This window comes from Cohnella panacarvi Gsoil 349 (genome assembly GCF_000515335.1).
Lineage (GTDB): Bacteria > Bacillota > Bacilli > Paenibacillales > Paenibacillaceae > Cohnella > Cohnella panacarvi.
Genome location: NZ_KI911563.1, coordinates 2,584,384 through 2,604,103 on the forward strand (window position 1 = coordinate 2,584,384; position 19,720 = coordinate 2,604,103).

Genomic DNA, 19,720 nt, shown 5'->3' on the forward strand with positions numbered 1-19,720 from the left:
GTGAGAGTAGGTCTGGTTCGCCTGTATAGCAACCATTTGCTCACGCAAAAAGGTTCAACCCCGAAATCATTACGAGGTTGAACCTTTTTACCTGTTTACGCAGCCGTTCTTCTTTTCTTATCGATGAAATTGCCTATTACTATCGTAATAATACCGATAAACACCCATATGTCCGCGAAATTCATCGTCGCCGAATCGCCGAAATACAGGAAGTCCGTCACTTGGTTATAGACGATCCGATCGTACACGTTGCCCAGCGCTCCCCCTATGAACAGAGCCAAGCCGACCTGCGAGAGCATCCCCGGAAACTTCCCCCGACCGCGCAGATAGAACGCTACCCCGACGATAATCAATACGACAACCGCCAGCAGCCGCCCCATTCCGTGAAGCATATTGCCGGACGAACCGGTATTCGCGAGGTGCGACAGCTTCACGATCCCCCATAGCTCCGTCTTCTCTCCGAGAGCCATGTTGGCGCGAACCGCGATTTTCGTCGCTAGATCGACAGCGAGCGATAGGAGAATGATGATATAGAAGTACATGCAGAAACCTCCGCGAAATTCTGAATTCAACTAACTCCTTCCATATTCGCCGCGATTCCGCAACTTTCCTCCTACGGCGACCGAGGTCGGCGGGGCAAGATCATATCCCTCTAAAATAGCGAAGACGCGTGCCTCTTTCAATGAAGAGGTCCGCGTCTTCGCTTCAATAAATAGGGGAAACCTACGCAGCCGGATGAGTAAACGGTCTGTCGCCGGAATCGGCGTTAACAACCGGCGCGTCGGGCGCGGTTTCGTCGTCCACGACTTTATAATATTTCTCGTACATATGGACCGGTACCATTAAGCAGACGCCTACGAGCAGTAAGCAGAAGGCGAAAAATCCGTATGTGCTGATGAAGTCCGCGATCAACTGTCCGCCTTTCGCGGCTACCTTAGGAATGCTTTCGCCGATCGGGGGCAGGTTGGACAACCATTGTACGTTCATCGAGGATTCCTCCGTTTCGTTGTCTTACTTCTTATGGCTCTAATATTACGGCCTTGGACAACGGAGGAATGTGATGAATGTCACATCCTAATGTGGCACTTTTTTGTCTTCTTTATTACAAGAAAAACCGCCAAACCCTAATTGAAGGTTTAGCGGCTTGTTGTGCCTTGCTTACTCTTTAGCCCGCAGCGTCGCGAGCAGTTCCACGAGCCGCTGGAACGATTCGTTCATCCCCTGCTCCATGTTGGACTGCAGCATTCCGTCCCTGTCCTCGACGGAACGGAATACAGACTCCATCTTCACTCTCGTTCGATCTCCCGGCAACGCTTCGAAAATCGCCGTCTCCAGCGTCACGTGGCCTCTAGTCGGCATTCCTAGAAATTCGAACGTCTGAATGATTCTCTCCGGGGCGGAGACTTCATGGAACACGCCGCAGAACGCGAATTCTCCGCCGTTCGGAGCCTTGGATACATATCTCCATGCCCCTCCGTCCCGTGCTTCGAATTGCTGCAAGTCCATCGTCAGATCTCTCGGTCCCATCCACTGCACGAACAGCTCCGCATCCGTAAACGCTTCGAACACCAGCTCGCGGGGAGCTTCGAATTCCCTCTCAACTACAATCACTTGTTTGCCCGGCTCTGCAGTCAGTTTCGTTAAATTCACAACCGTCATCCTCATTGCTCCTTCTCTTCGGATTGCGAACGGCGCTGCTCCATCCGCGTTTTCAACAAGTCGTCGAGTTTCCCGAACCGTTTGCTCCACATCGACCGGTAACGCTTTGCCCACTCCTCCACTTCTGTTATCGCCTGTTCGTTCAAGCGATAGATTCTCAATTGCGCTTTCTTCTCTACGGTGACTATGTCCGCGTCCCTAAGCACCTTCAAGTGCTGGGAGACGGCCTGCGGACTAATCGCGAAATTGCCGCAGATGTCCGTCGCGGTGAGCTGGCCCTTCTCGGCCAGCAATTCAATGATATGACGTCTGTTCGGGTCTGCGATTGCTGCAAAAGTATCCATGGCTTTATTGTAAACCATTACCTTAATTAAGTAAATACTTAAATTATTGTATCTTGAGGCGATATGTTATATTAGTCTGAAAACGTCTTCGTCAGGCGGTGCATATTATGGATGATGCTGCGCAGGATCCGGTCCATAGCTTAATATCCGAAGCGCGAAACGGAAATTACGAGGCTTTTCGCCAAATCGTTCTTCGATATTCCAACGCTTTATTATCCGTCGCTTATAGCGTTATCGGCGATTTTCACGAGGCGCAGGACGCTACGCAGGAAGCGTTCGTCAAGAGCTATCGCCAGTTGCATACATTAAGCGACCCATCGAAGCTGGGCAGTTGGTTATATGCCATCGTCTATCGGACAAGTCTCGACTTTGCGAGAAAGAAGAAACGATTGGCGCCCTTAGAAGATGTGATGTCCTCGTCCGTCAACCCTGTAGAAGCCTGGCTAGATCTGCGAATGACGCGGGAAGCCGTATGGAACGCCATTCAAAGCTTGGAGCATAAAAGCAAGTCAGCCATCGTGCTGCACTATGTGAGCGAATGGTCCATGAAAGAAATCGGCCGGTTCCTTAACCTGTCCCTGTCTGCCGTAGAAAGTCGCATTCGCCGGGCCAGAGAGCTGCTGAAGCGCCAGCTTGCCGAAGATTTCGAGCCTTATTTCCGCGCGCAACGTTTGGACAGGACCTTCGAACAGAAAGTCATGGAGCGCTTGCTGCGTAGCATGGGTCATTTCTATATCCCCGTGCTTCATCGAGAGCGGACGCAAGACTGGTTCATCCGACATTTCCGATTGGGTATCAGCAGGCACGGCAACTTATTGATTGCTTCCGGTCATGAACTGTACTTGCTGGAATGCCAAACGCATCGTCCGAGCGAATATCCTTTGATGGCGTTCGAGGTCCCGGATGTCAACGAGTTGTGGTTCACGCTACAGCATGGCGACGTGAGAACCGAACCGCTCGTTACAGACGAATGGATGGGTGAACATTTCGTTTTTGCCGACCCCGACGAGAATCTCTATCACGCGATCGAAAAAAAATCATCGGCCCGCGACGGGTTTGAGACGAAGGAGTCGTCTATTTATCGTAAGTCAAATTGATCGAGAGGTGGAATGATGGAAATGGCAGAAAAAGAACGGATCGAATCGCACCGTCAGCAAACCGCGCAAACGCCGATGCTCACAAGAGTTTCCCACAACTACTTGCCCGTCTCAGACGTAGAGCAAGCCTCCAAGTGGTACAAGGAAACGTTCGGTTTAACCGTCAAGCCGCGCAGTCCCGGAGGAGCAATTGTCGTTCTCGGCAACGGACAATGGCTGTTCTTACTGGAGACGAAAAAGAAAAGAACGGCGAATTTCACAACGGACCAGTGGAACGGCGATGACTACGAAATGTTCTCGCTGACGTTCGAGGTCGAGAATATCGTCGAGCTTCACAAGCGGCTTCGCGAAAGCGGCGCCTACGTCGAGCCGTTATTCGACGAGGACGGCTGCGGTCTGCAATTCAAGTTCAAAGACCCGGACGGTAACAAATTCAATGTCTGGCAAGACGTATCGCAAAATTAGTTTTAGAACGACAAGAGCATCCAAGGACTCCTGGATGCTCTTCTTGTTGATGCGTTAAACCGGATTGACCGCGAATAAAGAATGAATATTGCCCTCGGGATCGGCGAAAAAAGCGGTCGTATGCCCCCACGACTTGATCGAGGGCTCGGCAATCGGGACTGCTCCGTTAGCGACGAATTGCCCGAACAGCTCGCGCACAACCTCGGGAGACTCGCATTCGAAGTTAAGCTCGAACGCTTGGCCTTGGCGCTTTTCGAGGTAGGTATGATGGTCATTCGTATTTTCGGCTAACGTCGGTCTGGAACAAATCGCTAGACGAACTCCCGAATTCTCCAGCTCCGCGTAATGTTTCTCTTCAACGGCTACGCGGAAACCGATAACGTCTCGATAGAAGCGCGTCAACGAAGCGACGTCGTCCGCCATTATGGTGATGCCTTCAAGCTTAACTCTCATATCGATATCCCCTTTTATCAGCACTCGTTTACAGAATCGTCGTCGCGTAGCTGCCCAGAATATGAACGTCGTGGCCGAACGTCTGGATAATCCGAATCGCCTTGTCCATGCGCGGGTCGCTTGCGGCGGCTTCGGTCTCGATCAAGAACCGGTAAGCGCCCAGCTTCGTGCCCGTAGGTCTCGATTCGATCCAAGACAGATTGACCGCCAGCGCGGAGAAGACGTTCAGGATCGAGGACAGCACTCCCGGATACTCGTCGTTCGGCGTAATCAGCATCATCGTCTTCTTCTGCTCCGACTCGTCCGAATGCTTCGTGCCCGCCACGACAAACCGCGTATGGTTCGCGGAATGGTCTTGAATATCGCTTTGGAGAACTTTCAAGCCGGACCTCTCGGCGACGGATTGCGACCCTATCGCCGCTGTATCGAGCTTGCCGGATTCCTTGACGGCCATCGCTGCCTTGGCCGTGCTGTCCGTGTATTCGATCTTCAGCCCTCGTTCCTTGATAAACTGCCGACACTGGTTAATGGCCGGCGAGATCGACGTCACCGTACGAATATCGCCAATCCGGCTGTCATGGTTACCGATCAAGTGAAGCGAAACTTTAAAGACGACGTCCGCCTCGATGAACAAGTTATGCAGCAATAAGCCGTCGATCGTCATATGAATGTTGCCCGCGATCGAATTCTCGATCGGCACGATGCATTTATCCACTTCATCGTTGCTCACCGCCTCCAATACGTCCGGAATCGAATCGAGCATATGCCAGTCCACGTCCGTGCCGGCAAAATACTTCAGCGCGGCTTCTTCCGAGAAAGTACCGCTGGGACCCAAGTATGCGACTTTAATCATTGCTAGCTCCTTTATGGAAGAAAAATGACTTCGGCTCAAGTTAGGTTAAGTATAGCTTATTCACATCGGCGCGGGAAACAGGAGTATTCTAATCGTAAAATGATGCAGAGAGAAGGTTGATCGATGAAACAACGAATAAAGCCCCGCGATTCGCGGGGCTTCGTTATGTCCTCGTTAATCGATCATGTAAGGCAGCCGGAACGTCCATAGCTCCGTGCCGTTCTCGGCGGAGTCGCTGCCGATTCCGAAGTCGTTATCGTTAATTATGGCGATGGTATCGCCGCCCACGAGCGAAAGGCCTTCGATCTTCTCGAACGGAAACCCGAATTCGGCGGCGTCGATAACCGTATGCTTGGAGGCGGGGGCGATGCCCTGGGCTCGCAGATCGGCGACGGTCATCTGTTCCAGCGTCTTGCCGGCTGCCGCGGTATCGTCGTATCGGCCCAGCACGTTAGTTGCGTTCGACAGTCCGACGGCATAGATGCGCTTGAGCTGAGCCGCTTGGCCCGAGAACTTATCGCGCTCGTCGACGAGCAGCACGTTCTCGTTCACGGCGACCAAGTCGGAGATGACGATATCGGCCTGTTTAACGTCTTTATAGTCGGAAGCGGCTTCCGTCTGGTACGCATACTCGGCAACCGGCTTCAGCGTATTCAGATCGATCTTGATGATCCGCAGCTGGCGCGAGCCGTCTACCGACTTATCCGGATTGCGCAGCGGGCTTTGCATCGCCATGAACATCCAGTTGCCGTCCGGGGTAATGCCGACCGCTTCTGCCCCGCGATTGGAGCGAAGCTTGAGATAAGCGGCAGGAAGCGTCTCGCGGGCAGGGACAAGCGGCGTTGCGACTTGCGACGCCCACCCTTGCGGAACGATGCGTTGTACGATCGTGCCGTCCCGCTTCGCTTGCACGATGCTAGGACCGTACTCCTCGCTAATCCAGAAAGTATCGTCTTTCGCGTTGTAAGCGAGACCTTCGATATCGAGACCGTATGGATCGTATGAGACCTTCGTTTGCGCGGAAGCGTCGTACGGCGTCTCGTCGCGCCCATCGATGTTCGGTTTGCCCGTAATCGCGCTGCTTCCGGTTGCCGGGTTCACGCCGGATACTGTAAGCGGGATCGTCTCCAGGATAGCAATCTTCCCGTTGTTGATCTCGATTTTATAGATGGAAGGATTGTACTTCTCAAGAGGGAACGTACGACGGGTTTCGCCGCCCACCTCGACTTCCCCGTTCGGACCGCGATCGGCCGTCGTGTAGAAGACGTTGTCCGGATCGCCCGGTAAATGGGTCAACGAGGAGCCGATTCCCATCTTGACGCCGGCGGCAAGATCGGGCGCTTCCAACTTATACTTGCCCGTCAACTGCGGCTTGTCCGTCAGAGCCACGCTGCGGCGGTAATCGTCGTAATCCACGTACTGTCCCGTTATTTCGGCAATGGCGCGGAGCGGTACGTACAGACTGTCGTCGATGTCGACGGCCGGTTTCGACGGCTCGACGGCCTGCCCGTTCCAAGTGTACTTGACTTCGGGCGCCGCGGTTCCGTTCATGACGGAAGCAGCGGACACGGTTCCTGCTACGGCGAACGTGAGAACGACCGCGCTCGCGATTTTCCATTTGGCTTTCATATTCATAGACCCCTTTCGGAAGCGAGAGATTTGTACCTGCTCCTAGAGTCTATCTTTCGGGTATTATCCCATTGTTAAGGGGAATCGAAGGTTATGTTAAGATATTATATTCTGTCTATCGACATCGAACGGGAGGGAGCGGAGCTTGAACATCCTCTATACGCGATCATCGCGCCGATTACGATCAATCCGCCGCTGAGCGCATAGACCCCTGCCAAAGACAACGCATTTTTCAGGACGCCCGACAGAAGCATTCCGACGATCATCGTCCCCATGAACACCGGCATAATCGCCCCCGAAACCCGTCCCATGAACGCCCCGTCCGTATGGCGCACGATGAGAGTCTGGATTCCCCCTTGGATCCAGGGATAGAATAGCCCGCTGACAATCAGCAAGACGAAAGTAAGTGCGAGCAACGCGGATACTCCGATTCCGACCGTGCAGACGGCCGTAACCAGCAGCCCTGCCACGAGCATCGGTTGCGCCTTTATTCTCTTGGCGACTCCCATCATTGCAACCCCGCCTGCCAGCATCGCCGCCCCGTTCGTCATGACCACCCATTGCAAGAACGATTTATCCATCCCCAATTTCTCCATGACGACGAAGATCGCGAGCGGTTGGGTCATTCCCGATGCCAATCCGACGACCGCGAATGTGAATCCGAGCGTTCTTAACGCCCGATTGGATACGATGTACCGTACTCCGGCCTTCAACTCCGCCATGAAGGTGCCGGTCTGACCCGACCGATGCTCTTCCTCGTCGCGGGGAAGCGTCGACAACACAAGCGATGAACCTAAGAATAAGACAGCCGTCAGGATGAGGGAGAACTTTATTCCGAATTGGAGGAAAATGAATGTTCCCGCGACCGGACCGAGTACCATGAATACCGCGACAAGCGTCTGGGACATAGCCATCGCCGCCTGCAACTGCTCGGCAGGCACATGCCGCTTGTATAACTTCATGCCCGATGGTTGCGAGAACTGCGATAGGCTCGCGGACACGAACGATCCGATGAGAAGCGCCATCCATCCGCCGGTCACGAGCGCTAACAGCACGGCGACGACGGACAGACTCGACAGCACGTCGCTCCATACCATCGTCCGCTTCGGCCGCCACCTGTCGGCGAAAGTCCCGCCGATCAGCGCGAACAGGAAGATCGGAGCGAATTCCGCCACGGAGATGAGCGAGACGTAGAGCGGATCGTTGTTCGTCAGGTCGGTTACGTAAAGAAGCACCGCATAATTTCGAATCCAAATTCCCATATGCAGCAGCACCCGGGAGGAAATAATCGTTCGCACGTAGCGATTGGAGAACATGAGACTAACCTGCCTTTTCGAATTTACTAGCTTACTAGTTTACTAAATTACTAAACCATAATAGCCGCATATCGTTCATTCGTCAAATCCCCGGACAATAAAAAAAACCGATCCTGCTCGGATCGGTCGGGCGTGCTCGTCTCAACCGCTAAGGTGCTGTTGCCAATCTTTCCCCACGGCTCTCCCGGCGTGCGTTTTTGGCGCCAAAGGCGGCGCGCGTCAGAGCGCAGCAGGATGGACGGCCCACCCTGCTCCCCTCGCAGCATCGGGTTCGCGCACTTTGTACTCCTACTGGGTCGCTGCACCGGGGGTTCGCACGATTGTCCCCTACTTCCGTCGCAGCATCGGGGGTTCGCACACTTTGTCCTCCACTGGAGTCGCTACACCGGGGGTTCGCACGATTGTCCCCTACTTCCGTCGCAGCATCGGGTTCGCACACTTTGTCCTCCACTGGAGTCGCTACACCGGGGGTTCGCACGATTGTCCCCTACTTCCGTCGCAGCATCGGGGGTTCGCACACTTTGTCCCCCTACTTCCGTCGCTCCACACCTGCAATTCTGCTGGTAATCCTACCCTAAATCGCTCGTTTAACCCTTCCTCCTGCAAAACTGCAGGTATTAGTCCTGCAAACCTTCAATGGAGTCACGCGGCTAGCTATCACCTGCACATTTGCATTTATTGATTTAACACCTTACCGGTTCTATGAAATAGCTGTATTATCGCAGGTTCTTTTGGTTGGCGGAGAGAGTGGGATTCGCTCCGTCGCTGACTATTCCTATCCCATTATTGCTCGCGCGAGATAACCTGCTCGCGTCTGGGGCCGACGGACACCTTCGTAACAGGTACTCCGATCTCCGCTTCGATCCACTCGACATACTCTCTTGCGGCCTGAGGCAGCTCCTCATATCGCGTTATCCGCGAAATACCGCATTTCCACCCCGGCAGACGCCGGAGAACGGGCTTAGCCGAAATTAACTGCGAAGTTACCGGAAACCGGTCGACGACACCTTCCTCCGTCTCATAAGCAACGCAGACGGGAATCTCATCCAAGTAGCCTAGCACATCCAGATTCGTCAACGTGACGGAGGTCGCGCCTTGCAGCCTGCATCCGTAGCGGGTGGCCACGGCGTCGAACCAACCTACGCGTCTTGGACGGCCGGTCACTACGCCGTATTCTCCCGCGTCTCCGCCAAGGCGTCTCAGCTCCTCGGCTTCGTCGCCTTGCAGCTCCGTCACGAACGGGCCGGCGCCGACGCAGCTTGAATAGGCTTTCGTCACGGCGATGACTTCGGTTATCGCATAAGGCGGAAGCCCCGCGCCAACGGGGGCGAAGCCCGCAAGCGTCGAAGACGACGTCGTGTACGGATAGATGCCATGATCCGGATCCCGAAGCGCGCCGAGCTGACCTTCGAGCAGAATGGCCGCCCCGCTTCTATAGGCCTTATGAAGCACGGATGTCGTATCGCACACGTAAGGCGCCAGAAGCTCTGCGTATTCTTGCAGCCGCGTTAACCACTCGCCGGCTTGAATCGGAGCTTGCCCGTATAGATGCCGCAGCAACGCGTTTTTCGGCTCGAGCATCTGCTCAAGCCGGTCGCGGAGCCTCGAGACGTCGCGCAGGTCGCTGACCTGAATGCCTAGCTTCGCGTATTTGTCGGCATAGAATGGCGCAATGCCCCTTTTCGTCGAACCGAAGCTTCGCATCCCCAGCCTCTCTTCTTCAAGCCCGTCGAACAACCGATGCACCGGCAGCACGATTTGCGCCCGCTCGGAAACGAGCAGTTTAGGACTAGGAACGCCGCGAGCCGATAGCTCCCGCAATTCATCCAACAGCACTTCGACATCCAGCGCCACGCCCGGGCCGATGATGTTCGTTACGTTCGAGTGAAACACCCCCGACGGAAGCGTTCGCAACGCGAATTTTCCTAAATCGTTAATGATCGTATGCCCCGCATTGCTACCGCCTTGATACCTTACGACGAATGACGACCGCGCGGCCAGCGCGTCCGTCATTTTCCCCTTGCCCTCGTCTCCCCAATTCGCCCCCACGATTGCCGTTACCGCCATTGGTTCTACCCCCGATCATCGATTCGCTTACAAAGGTAATGATAATGGAGGCGAAGTATATTAGAATAATTGATATAACTAATACTCGGTATAAAGTGAGGTAATACTCATGGACATTAACTTGGAGTGGTACCGCGTCTTCTATTGGATCGCGAAGACGGGCAGCCTGTCGAAAGCCGCGCAGCGAATGCACATCACCCAACCGGCCGTCAGCCATACGATTAAACAGCTAGAAGGCTCGCTAGGCGGCCAGCTCTTCTTCCGAACGCCGAAAGGCGTGACGTTAACGACCGAAGGCGAAGTGTTGTTCCATTATGTGGAGCAGGCGTTCAACTACGTCGAGATCGGGGAGAAAGCGATTGCGGACATGAACGGCTTGCAGAGCGGGGAGATCGCGATCGGGGCCAGCGATACGTTGTGCAAGCATTATTTGCTGCCCTACCTGGAGAGGTTCCACGCCGAGCACCCCGGCATCCGCATCCGGGTCGCCAACCGGACGACGCCGGAGACGCTCGCGCTGCTCAAGGAGGGGAAAATCGACTTCGGCATCGTCAGTCTGCCGGCTTCCGATAAACAGGTGGAACTCCGCGAGAGCACGCCGCTGCAAGACTGCCTCGTCGGCGGGGCGAAATATCGGGAGTTGTCGGCAAGTCCGCTTTCTCTCGATTCGCTGCACGATTATCCTCTGCTTATGTTAGAGGCGGGCAGCACCAGACAATACCTAGCCGACTACGCGGCCTTGCACGGAGTCGCGCTGCAGCCCGAATTCGAGCTGGGAAGCGTCGATCTTCTCGTCCAATTCGCCCGAAGCGGCTTCGGTCTTGCTTTCGTGCTGCGTAATTACGTGCAAGAGGAATTGCGGGCAGGAACATTAGTTGAAATCCCGCTTAACCCCCCCGTGCCCGAGCGCCATATCGGCATCGCGACGCTTCGGGGCGTTCCTTTATCGGCGGCGACGAAGGCATTCATGGCGTTAATACCCGGAGGTAAGGATGCGCGACCGACTGTTCAAGTCGGTGATGGGCGTAAACCATAACGAACCCAGCCGTTCGTTATGGTGGTTGGAACAGCTTCCGGAAGGAGCTTATACCGGCCCCATCAATGGACCGGCTAGACCCTATTGCGTCGTGCACGACAAATGGAAATTCGAAAGCTATCACCGCTACCTGGCCCAGAACGGAGTTCCCGTCTCCGAGATATCGGGAAATCCGCCTATTCACGGCTTCTCTTGGTTCCACTTCTACGACCCGGACGGCAACCGATTCAATATTTACCGCTATTAAAGAGAGAGCTAGCCGGGAAGAAATCTTCCTGGCTAGCTCCCTTTATTAAACTTCGTTAAAGAGACTGCGAAGCTTGCGCGAGCAAAGCAGCAAGCTGCGCGTAGTCCGGCGCGACTCCCTCTTTGATCTTGATCCATCTGCGTTCCGGCGGCCCTTCGAATCCCTTCGGAAATTCCATGCCGGCCGTGTTCATGATCATAAAGGCGATGGCGTCCTTCGATGGCGAGATGACCGCGGCGTAGTGGCCGTTTTTCAGAAAATGCGGCTTCTTATACTGAATGCGTTCCTCTACCGACGGAATCGTCTCTTTCACCAAATCTCTCAGCTTCTTGGAAACCTCGACCTGCCAAGCCGCTCCTAAGCCCTCGATGAATGCGGTAACCTCTGCGCTCACGATTTGCCTCATCTCCTTAACGACCAATTAATTCCACTACAATATATCGTATCTAGCAGACTATTGTCTAGCTAGTCGAAGCCTCCATGCACACGACGACTTTCCCCTGCACGCGGCCTTCCCCGAAGTATCTGAGCGCCTCGGCAGCGTCGGCCAACGAGTACCGGCGATCGATGACGGGCACGACGCGTCCCGCTTCGGTCAACTCTTTCCACGCCAGTTGATCGTCGTGGTTCGGTTTATGTAGCAGAACTTTCATTCTTTTCTTGGTGAACTTAGCGATTAAAGGCCCAGCGAGCGCGGTTTGGAGAATACGCGGCATCGGTCCGCCGACCATTACATACGTGCCGCCCGGCTGAAGCGCGCGCTTGATGGCGGACAACGGTCGATTGCCGACGACGTCGAGGATCAGGTCGTACTTCGGCCCCCTTGCCGTAAAATCTTCCTTCGCGTAATCTACGACTTCATCCGCGCCGACGGAACGCAGCATAGACAGCTTCTCGGCCGCATCCACGCCAGTGACCCGTGCGCCGCGAAGCTTGGCGTATTGAATTCCGAACGTGCCGACCCCGCCGCCCGCTCCGTTGATCAGAACGCGATGCCCTTCCCGGAGCTTTCCGCTGTCGCGCAGCCCTTGCAAAGCAAGTACGGCCGCTTGCGGAATAGCTGCCGCCTGCTCGAAGCTTAAGCCGACGGGTTTCGGCGTCAGCGCCGTCTCGGCGGCGCATACGTATTCCGCGAAGCCGCCCCAGCCGCACCCGCTGAGGTCTCCGAACACTTCGTCTCCCGGCCTAAACGTCTGCACGTTCGCTCCCACGGCTACGACTCGTCCTGCCACATCCGCGCCGAGCGTACGATAACGCGGCCTGCGGAAGCCGCCAAGGCGGATAATATACGGTTTTCCGCGCAGAAGGTCCCAATCCCAAGAGTTCACCGATGCCGCGCGAACCGCGATCAGCACCTCATGATCCTTCGGCGCGGGGACCGCCACCTCTTCGATCCGGAGCACGTCCGGCGACCCGTACTCATCATAGACCAACGCCTTCATCTTGCGAGCGACTAACGTATCTGTCGTTATGCCGACCACCACCCTTTACGCGGTTAATTCTATGCCACGGTAACGATAACCGGCTGATCCTTCGTGATAATAATGGTATGCTCATGCTGCGCGACATAGCTGTTATCGGGCACGAATAACGTCCATCCGTCCGCGTGCTCGGCCACGTATTCCGCGCCGGTCGATAAGAAAGGCTCGATCGTGATGACTTGGCCTTCCTTCAGCACGCGATGATCGTGCTTGTTGTAGAAGGGCAGAATCTCCGTGGGCGCCTCGTGAAGCGATTTGCCGATTCCGTGACTGCATAAATTTTTAACCGCCTTATATCCTCCTTGGCCGGCTTCCGTCTGAATCATTCTGCCGATCTCGTTCAATTTGACGCCATGTTTAAGCGAGGAAATAATCTTCATCATCGTGCTGTAGGTATACTCGCAAAGACGGGATAACGCCGGATCGTGAGGAGGCATCGTGAAAGAATGACCGGCATCCGCATAGTAACCCCCGAGCTCCGCGGACACGTCGACGTTGACCAAATCGCCCGCTTGGATGACCCGATCGCCCGGTATACCGTGAGCGACCACGTGGTTAATGCTGATGCAAGTCTCCCCAGGGAATCCGTATGTGGTCTTCGGCGCGGACTTTGCGCCATGTCTCTTCAGAACCCGGCCTCCGATCTCATCGAGCTCGCGCGTCGTCATGCCGACGCGAGCGCGGGATTTCATCTCCTTAATCGTTAACGCGATAACCCGGCCGATTTCTTTAAGGCCCTGAATATCTTCTTGATTCTGTACCGTCATGCTCACCATCTCCTTCGATTAGTCCATTATCTCATTATTTGTAAGCCATTGCATGTGCATGATGCTCACAAAACGCCGCAGGATAGATAAAAGCCAGAGTCCCGTTCAGGGTACTCTGGCTTTGTACTAGAATCGCTCGAAGCAATCGTAATTTCTCTGTCTATGGATTAGGCCGTCCTTGAAGTCGAAGACGCAGCAGAAATAGGCTTTCAGCTGCTGACCGGTCTTGAACGCCCCGACGTCCGCCCCGACCTCGGCCGTCCAGATCACTTCCGTAATCAGCGTATCGCCTGCTTCGTAAGTCCGCTGAATATCGTACTTTTGCGATCTCAGAAGTTTCTTGCCGTTAGGTATGCGCTGCAGAAGCGTCTCATAGTTGCTTACGACGATGCCGGGAGTGATAAGATTCGGATATTCGGTTTGCTCGATCTCCGGATGCAGCAACGGCTTGAAGTCGGATTCCGTGACACTGAAAGATTCGATCAACTCGTAAAATCGCTTTACCGTTTCCAGCTTCATGATTACACCTTCCTAGCGTTTTTATTTTTCTGCCAAAATAAGTGTATCACGCCAAAACCGTCTACTTTTTAACAATAGTGTGAACTCGTTCTATTCTTCCTTGCGGTATCTCTCGATAAAGGTGGCAATGAGTTCGTCTAATAGGGGCTTAGCCGCCTCCGTGTCTATTCCATGTTGGAATAACGCAGGCCATGTAATCGCGCCCTCGATCATCGCGTAGAATACCTTTGCCGCAAGGGGCGGATTGTCGATTGCCAGCTTGTTATCCTCGCGAGCGGCCGCAAGCCATTGCATGAATGGTTCATGGGGAGAGGCATATTGGGCCGTAATCCTTCGCGCATAGTCGATATCCCTAATGAAGACGGAGGTGAGCACTCGCGATAACCCAAGCCTGGAAGGGCTGTTGATCAAGTACATTTCGGCATGCGCGAATGCAGTCAACTGGTCCTCCAAAGCCCGGGCAGGATCGTATTCGATTCGCTTGAGAGCTTGCTGTTCTTCGAGAAACTTGGCGATAACCCCTTGGAAGAGATTCTCTTTCGTTCGGAAGTGATTATAGACCGTACGTTTGGACACGCCCGCGATCTCCGCGATCGCATCCATGCTGGCCTGGTCATATCCCATCTCGGCGAACGCCTGTATGGCTCCGTTCAGAATAGCTTCGCGCTTCTTGCTCGTATCTCTTCTCTTCACCGGCGACGTTGCAGCGTCCATATCGTTACAGTCCTCTCATGGTGATCTCTATTAAATTACACCGCCCGGTGTAATCGTCATTGACTGACTGTTATTTACACTGTACAGTATAATTAACGGTTGAAAAATATTCAATACTCGGAAGGAATGGATCCGATGAAAGCAGTAGTCTGTACCAAATACGGACCTCCGGACGTTCTTCAGCTCAAGGAAGTGAATAAGCCTTCCCCTAAGCGCAATGAAGTGTGTATTAGAATCTACGCATCGGCGGTAACGGCGAGCGACATCTATATCCGAGGATCGCGGATTCCGCTCCGGTTCTGGTTGCCCATGCGATTAATCTTAGGCTTCACTAAGCCGAGACAGCCCATCATCGGCATGGTGCTGGCGGGAGAGATCGAATCCGTCGGCCAAGACGTCCGGCAATTCAAGGCAGGAGATCAAGTCTACGGGGTTACCGGTCTGGGGATGGGCTGTTACGCACAGTACAAATGCATGAGGGAATCGGACTCCATGCGAGGATGCCTTTCGCATAAACCCGCCAATATCAGCTTCGAAGAGGCAACGGCCGCCGCATACGGCGGACTTCTGGCGTTGCAGCGCGTGGAAGAGGGTAAGATTCAGCGCGGGCATAAGGTGCTCATATACGGGGCATCGGGAACGTCCGGAACAATGGCGGTACAGCTAGCCAAGTATTACGGCGCCGAAGTAACCGCGGTATGCGGCACTCGGAACATGGAGCTCGTCAAGGGCTTGGGAGCGGATAAAGTAATCGATTATACCAACGACGAAGACGCACGCGCCATCGATCGTTATGACCTTATGCTCGATACGGCGGGCAAGGCGAAGAGTTCCAGAATCAAAGAGCTATGCAGGCAAGCGCTGAATCCGACAGGCCAATCTATCTCCATCGACGACGGGAAGCTGGAGTTGAAATCGGAGCGTCTTGCCAAGCTCTCGGCGTTGATCGAAGCCGGATCCATTAAACCGGTAATCGACAGGATTTACCCGATGGATCGAATCGCAGAAGCGCATGAGTACGTGGAACAAGGCCGGAAGAGAGGCGGGGTCGCCATCACGATCGAACAGGATTAGGCGTGCCATCGCGAACATCGCTTGCTCAACCGAGTACCATCCGGATCGTCGAGTGGCAACATATTAAGTTTGACAGGTTGCATTTCCCAATTTGTTCTATAATATATTGTTAAATACTAGTAGATACGGCTGACTTATGTACAGCTGGTAGGGGGAAACCACGACTTTGAGAAGCATAGGTCTTGCCTTACGCCATGCCAAAGCAAATCTCGCGAACAATATGTTCCTGTTCAAATTAGCATGGACCATGCATCCGCAGCGGGTGCTGGCCGAATTTTTGATTCAAGCCTGCAGACAGGCTACGAACGTGTTCTTCGCGGTGTACTTCATGAAATACATCATTGAATCTATCTCATTGGAAAGAGAGTTTCGGCAAGTCGCCCTATTCATCGTCATTACATTGGCCGTGATGCTCGTATTAAGCTTGCTGGACAACTGGTATGAGCAGCGATTCAAGCCGCTCAGCGATCTCACTCTGTACGAGAAGCTGTACCTCGTCTTATTCCGCAAAGCTTCATCCGTCGAACTAAAGTGCTTCGAAGACCATGAGTTCTATAACAAATACACGAAAGCCATTCAAGAAGCCGATCAGCGGATCGGCGCCGTACTGGACAGCCTTTCCAGAATCCTGTTCTCCATACTCGCGACGATCGGCATATTCGCCGTCATGTACGCCATCGATCCTTGGGTCGTATGGTTCGCGTTGTTCCCGATTATCGGCAACTTTTACTTCGGCAAGAAACTTAACCGCCTCCAATTCCAGCAGAATAACGAGTGGGTGCCTTACCAAAGGAAGATGGATTACGTAAACCGCGTCATCTATCTATCCCATTACGCCAAGGAGATCCGCCTATCCCGAATTTTCTCCGTCCTGAAGAACACCTACCAGGAGGGTTATGCCGGCGTCATCTCCGTCGTTCATAAATACCGGGTCAAAGCCGGCATTATCTCTTTCTTCAAAATCTTCCTTACCTTCACGCTCATCTTTCAAGGCGTTCTGCTGTATGGCGCTTATCTGGCTATCGTCCAGCAGTCGATATCCATCAGTTCCTTCGTCGTGCTTGGAACGGCGATGGTCAGCGGAGCATGGTCGCTCATCCGAATGTCGGACAGCGTCGTGGAGATCAACAAGAACGGCATCTACATCGACAACCTGAAATCGTTTCTGAATTATGAATCCGAAATCCGGGAAGACGATGGGCAAGACAAACCGAACGCGCCGCCGCTGCGGCAGTTAGCGTTCCGACAGCTTCATTTTACTTATGAGGGTGCGGCTAAAGCTTCTCTGTCCGACATCTCGATTGAAGTGAGCAAAAACGAGAAAATCGCGCTTGTCGGGCACAATGGAGCGGGCAAATCGACGTTAATCAAGCTCATGATGCGATTGTACGATCCGACCGAGGGCGAAATCGCGTTAAACGGCCGCAATATTAAAGACTTTGATCTCATGTCCTATCGTTCCTTGTATGGAACCGTATTCCAGGACTTTAAGATCTTCTCGATGACGATTGCCGAAAACGTGCTGATGCGCGAGGTTGCGAACGAAGAGGATCGCGAGCTCGTCGTGGAAGCGCTCAAGAAGAGCAGAATATACGATAAAGTGGCCGCGCTCCCCCGCGGCATCGATACGATGCTGACGAAGGAGTTCGACGACGAAGGAGTCGTTCTGTCCGGCGGGGAGTATCAGAAGATCGCGATCGCGCGTATTTTCGCGCAGCCTGCCGAAATCCTTATTCTCGACGAGCCTACGAGCGCATTGGATCCGATTGCGGAGTACGAGATTTTCGAGAGCATGATCGAAGCGTGCGAGGACAAAGCCGTCGTCATTATATCGCATCGCATGTCGTCCGCTATGCTGGCCGATCGGATTTACTTCATGGAGGACGGCAGCATTCAGGAGGCGGGCACGCACGCGGAATTGATGCAGCGGCAAGGAAAGTATGCGGAGCTGTTCATGAAGCAGGCCGAGAAGTACGTGGATCAAGAAGAGCTCTCAGAGGCGGTGAGTCAACGTGAAGGCTAGCAAGCATAGCTTTGCGCGGGTCGTTCAGAATAACTGGTTTATTCTGAAATACGGACTGCGCTATTCGCGCAAATATATTCTTTTTGCCTGTTTGTATGCAAGCTTGCAGGAGATCGAAATTTTCCTCGAGCATGTCATTCTCATCAAGTTCGTATTCGACAGCGTGCAGTTCGGCACTTCTTTCTCTACCGTTGCCCTCTATATCGGACTGATGACTGTATTCATCGCCGGATGCTTCGTGCTGGACAGCATTTATTATCAGAGCGTCGAGCCGAAGGGCAAGGAGCTGCTTTATCGAAAGATTAGAATGGAGCTGTACGAGAAAGCGGTTCGGACGGACCTGAGCAATTATGATGATCCTGTTTATTATAACGAATACGTATGGAGCGCCAACGACGCGCGCAATCGAATCGATGCCACGATCAACAACATCAGAAACTTGTGCAAAGCGATCACGGTCATCGTGACCTCCGTCAGCTTCTTCTTGTTCGTCGACAAGCTCGGTCTGCTGTTCGTCCTCGTATCGTTCGTCTCAACCTTGATCGTCAGCATGATCGTCAATAAAATCAGGTTCAAAATGAGAATGGAGCTTAACGAGAAGGACCGCAAACGCATCTATTTGAAGCGCTTGTTCTATATGGCCGATTATGCGAAAGAGATGAGACTGTACGCCATTAGGGAGAAGTTTTTTCGGGAGTTCTCGGACACCCATAAAGAGATGCACGATATCGTGCGCAAGCATTCGAAGAAGCAGTTCTGGCTGAACTTCACCTCCGACTACTTTTTCAAAGAGTTGATCTTCGGCGGGCTGTACCTTGCTTATGTTGCCTACATGGCGCTAGTAAAGGGAGCACTAAGCTACGGAAGCGCGATTACGTTGATGGGATCGTCAAGGCGTCTCAGAAATAATATGCAATTCCTGACGTCGCTCATCAGCGAGATGCAAGAGAACAGCTTGTATATCGAGAAATTAAGAAGTTTCCTGGAACAGGAGAATGCGCTTCAAGAGACGAAAGATCCATTGACCGTGCCCGACCGGTTTACGGGACTAGAGCTGCGGCAGGTATCTTTCCAATATAGCGAATCCGGGTCTCCCATCCTTCGGGACGTCGATCTGCGCATCCGTCCGGGAGAGAAAATCGCGATCGTCGGCTACAACGGCGCCGGCAAAACGACTTTGACGAAGCTGATCATGCGGCTATACGATCCGAGCGCCGGCGAAATTCGATTAAACGGCGTTCTTATCGATATGTATAAGCTGGATGAATACCGAATGAAGATCAGTTCCGTATTCCAGGATCATCAGTTGTTCGCGGCCGCCCTATCCGAGAATGTCGTGATGAATGCGGTTTCCCCCAGCGATCCCGACTCGATTAGGCAAGCGCTCGAGAAAAGCGGATTCGGCGATAGGCTGCGGGATTTGCCTCTTGGGATCGATTCTGCCATAACCAGGGAATTTAATGAATCGGGGATCGAGCTTTCAGGGGGAGAAGCGCAGAAGGTGGCGATCTCCAGGGTATTCGCTAAGCCGACGCTGCTCATTCTCTTAGATGAGCCCTCCAGCGCGCTGGACCCGATGAGCGAATATCATCTGAACCAGGTCATGCTCGAGAAAGCGGAGAACCGGCCGATCCTGTTCATCTCCCACCGCCTGTCGACGACCAAGATGGTCGACCGCATCTTCATGATGGAGAACGGCCGCATCATCGAACAAGGCTCGCACGAGGAGCTTATGAGACTGAATGGGAAATACGCGCACATGTTTACCTTGCAGGCTTCCCGGTACCGCGTCGTCGCCGGAGCGAAATAAAACGAAAAGCCCGCCTCAGGGATGCCCGAGGCGGGCTTTCGCGGTTTCTACGGCGTCGCTGCTGAAATCCCCGACCGGGGCCAAATCCGTCAAAACTCGCATTTTCTACCCAACTAACTGCACTCCCCGTACCGTTTAAAGGTCAGGAGAATTCCGTAAGCGTCCC

General features: G+C 53.7%; 21 protein-coding genes. 7 read left to right on the forward strand and 14 right to left on the reverse strand.

What is annotated here, in order from left to right; all coding sequences use genetic code 11:
* Positions 1 to 95: 95 nt before the first annotated feature.
* The 4 genes from lspA to COHPA_RS0112465 all read right to left on the reverse strand — a co-directional run bounded on the left by lspA (position 96) and on the right by COHPA_RS0112465 (position 2,003).
* A complete protein-coding gene (gene lspA, locus COHPA_RS0112450; protein ID WP_027086489.1) occupies positions 96 to 542 on the reverse strand; it encodes a signal peptidase II in 447 nt (148 codons plus the stop codon).
* A gap of 181 nt (positions 543 to 723) precedes the next feature.
* Positions 724 to 987: a hypothetical protein gene (locus tag COHPA_RS0112455; protein WP_027086490.1), complete on the reverse strand. Its 264-nt coding sequence runs from the start codon at positions 985 to 987 to the stop codon at positions 724 to 726.
* Between the two features lie 171 nt (positions 988 to 1,158).
* Positions 1,159 to 1,650, reverse strand: coding sequence for an SRPBCC family protein (locus COHPA_RS0112460; RefSeq protein WP_211237877.1), 492 nt, complete (start codon positions 1,648 to 1,650; stop codon positions 1,159 to 1,161).
* 11 nt (positions 1,651 to 1,661) lie between these two features.
* A complete protein-coding gene (locus COHPA_RS0112465) occupies positions 1,662 to 2,003 on the reverse strand; it encodes an ArsR/SmtB family transcription factor (RefSeq protein WP_035120755.1) in 342 nt (113 codons plus the stop codon).
* A gap of 107 nt (positions 2,004 to 2,110) precedes the next feature.
* On the opposite strand from COHPA_RS0112465, the gene COHPA_RS0112470 reads away from it, so the two are divergent.
* On the forward strand, positions 2,111 to 3,100 hold the full coding sequence (locus COHPA_RS0112470; protein ID WP_027086493.1) for a sigma-70 family RNA polymerase sigma factor: 990 nt from the start codon (positions 2,111 to 2,113) through the stop codon (positions 3,098 to 3,100).
* A gap of 21 nt (positions 3,101 to 3,121) precedes the next feature.
* Positions 3,122 to 3,565: a VOC family protein gene (locus COHPA_RS0112475; RefSeq protein WP_035120759.1), complete on the forward strand. Its 444-nt coding sequence runs from the start codon at positions 3,122 to 3,124 to the stop codon at positions 3,563 to 3,565.
* Positions 3,566 to 3,619: 54 nt separating this feature from the next.
* On the opposite strand, the gene COHPA_RS0112480 is transcribed toward COHPA_RS0112475, so the two are convergent.
* The 5 genes from COHPA_RS0112480 to COHPA_RS0112505 form a co-directional block, all read right to left on the reverse strand.
* Complete coding sequence (locus COHPA_RS0112480; protein ID WP_027086495.1) at positions 3,620 to 4,018, reverse strand: VOC family protein; 399 nt, start codon at positions 4,016 to 4,018, stop codon at positions 3,620 to 3,622.
* 28 nt (positions 4,019 to 4,046) lie between these two features.
* Complete coding sequence (gene pheA / locus COHPA_RS0112485) at positions 4,047 to 4,871, reverse strand: prephenate dehydratase (RefSeq protein WP_027086496.1); 825 nt, start codon at positions 4,869 to 4,871, stop codon at positions 4,047 to 4,049.
* 174 nt (positions 4,872 to 5,045) lie between these two features.
* Positions 5,046 to 6,500 (reverse strand): esterase-like activity of phytase family protein, encoded by a 1,455-nt coding sequence (locus COHPA_RS0112490; protein WP_027086497.1) that lies wholly within the window; start codon positions 6,498 to 6,500, stop codon positions 5,046 to 5,048.
* A gap of 104 nt (positions 6,501 to 6,604) precedes the next feature.
* Positions 6,605 to 7,816: an MFS transporter gene (locus tag COHPA_RS0112495; protein ID WP_027086498.1), complete on the reverse strand. Its 1,212-nt coding sequence runs from the start codon at positions 7,814 to 7,816 to the stop codon at positions 6,605 to 6,607.
* A 783-nt stretch (positions 7,817 to 8,599) separates the two neighbouring features.
* Positions 8,600 to 9,883 (reverse strand): adenylosuccinate synthase, encoded by a 1,284-nt coding sequence (locus COHPA_RS0112505; protein ID WP_027086500.1) that lies wholly within the window; start codon positions 9,881 to 9,883, stop codon positions 8,600 to 8,602.
* A gap of 109 nt (positions 9,884 to 9,992) precedes the next feature.
* Here COHPA_RS0112505 and COHPA_RS0112510 point away from each other — a divergent pair, with 109 nt between their 5' ends.
* Both COHPA_RS0112510 and COHPA_RS0112515 read left to right on the forward strand, forming a co-directional pair.
* A complete protein-coding gene (locus COHPA_RS0112510; protein WP_027086501.1) occupies positions 9,993 to 10,919 on the forward strand; it encodes a LysR family transcriptional regulator in 927 nt (308 codons plus the stop codon).
* Entirely contained in the window at positions 10,876 to 11,166 is a 291-nt protein-coding gene (locus COHPA_RS0112515) for a VOC family protein (RefSeq protein WP_156926654.1), read from the forward strand. Before COHPA_RS0112510 ends, COHPA_RS0112515 begins: the two co-directional genes overlap by 44 nt.
* A 55-nt stretch (positions 11,167 to 11,221) precedes the next feature.
* Here COHPA_RS0112515 and COHPA_RS0112520 read toward each other — a convergent pair whose 3' ends face one another.
* From COHPA_RS0112520 to COHPA_RS24445, 5 genes are all read right to left on the reverse strand, one after another.
* Positions 11,222 to 11,560, reverse strand: coding sequence for a DUF1801 domain-containing protein (locus COHPA_RS0112520; protein WP_027086503.1), 339 nt, complete (start codon positions 11,558 to 11,560; stop codon positions 11,222 to 11,224).
* A gap of 67 nt (positions 11,561 to 11,627) precedes the next feature.
* Positions 11,628 to 12,650 carry an NAD(P)-dependent alcohol dehydrogenase gene (locus COHPA_RS0112525; RefSeq protein WP_342667805.1) on the reverse strand — a complete coding sequence of 341 codons (1,023 nt, stop codon included), beginning with the start codon at positions 12,648 to 12,650 and terminating at the stop codon, positions 11,628 to 11,630.
* 17 nt (positions 12,651 to 12,667) lie between these two features.
* Positions 12,668 to 13,414, reverse strand: a complete 747-nt coding sequence (map, locus tag COHPA_RS0112530; RefSeq protein WP_027086505.1) for a type I methionyl aminopeptidase — start codon at positions 13,412 to 13,414, stop codon at positions 12,668 to 12,670.
* Between the two features lie 126 nt (positions 13,415 to 13,540).
* Positions 13,541 to 13,933, reverse strand: a complete 393-nt coding sequence (locus COHPA_RS0112535; protein WP_027086506.1) for a nuclear transport factor 2 family protein — start codon at positions 13,931 to 13,933, stop codon at positions 13,541 to 13,543.
* Positions 13,934 to 14,023: 90 nt separating this feature from the next.
* A complete protein-coding gene (locus COHPA_RS24445; protein WP_027086507.1) occupies positions 14,024 to 14,647 on the reverse strand; it encodes a TetR/AcrR family transcriptional regulator in 624 nt (207 codons plus the stop codon).
* A 135-nt stretch (positions 14,648 to 14,782) separates the two neighbouring features.
* Between COHPA_RS24445 and COHPA_RS0112545 the strand changes: the two genes are divergently transcribed.
* The 3 genes from COHPA_RS0112545 (at position 14,783) to COHPA_RS0112555 (ending at position 19,554) form a co-directional block, all read left to right on the forward strand.
* On the forward strand, positions 14,783 to 15,721 hold the full coding sequence (locus tag COHPA_RS0112545; protein ID WP_027086508.1) for an NAD(P)-dependent alcohol dehydrogenase: 939 nt from the start codon (positions 14,783 to 14,785) through the stop codon (positions 15,719 to 15,721).
* Positions 15,722 to 15,887: 166 nt separating this feature from the next.
* Positions 15,888 to 17,744, forward strand: coding sequence for an ABC transporter ATP-binding protein (locus COHPA_RS0112550; RefSeq protein ID WP_027086509.1), 1,857 nt, complete (start codon positions 15,888 to 15,890; stop codon positions 17,742 to 17,744).
* A complete protein-coding gene (locus tag COHPA_RS0112555; RefSeq protein WP_027086510.1) occupies positions 17,734 to 19,554 on the forward strand; it encodes an ABC transporter ATP-binding protein in 1,821 nt (606 codons plus the stop codon). Before COHPA_RS0112550 ends, COHPA_RS0112555 begins: the two co-directional genes overlap by 11 nt.
* Positions 19,555 to 19,720 lie beyond the last annotated feature (166 nt).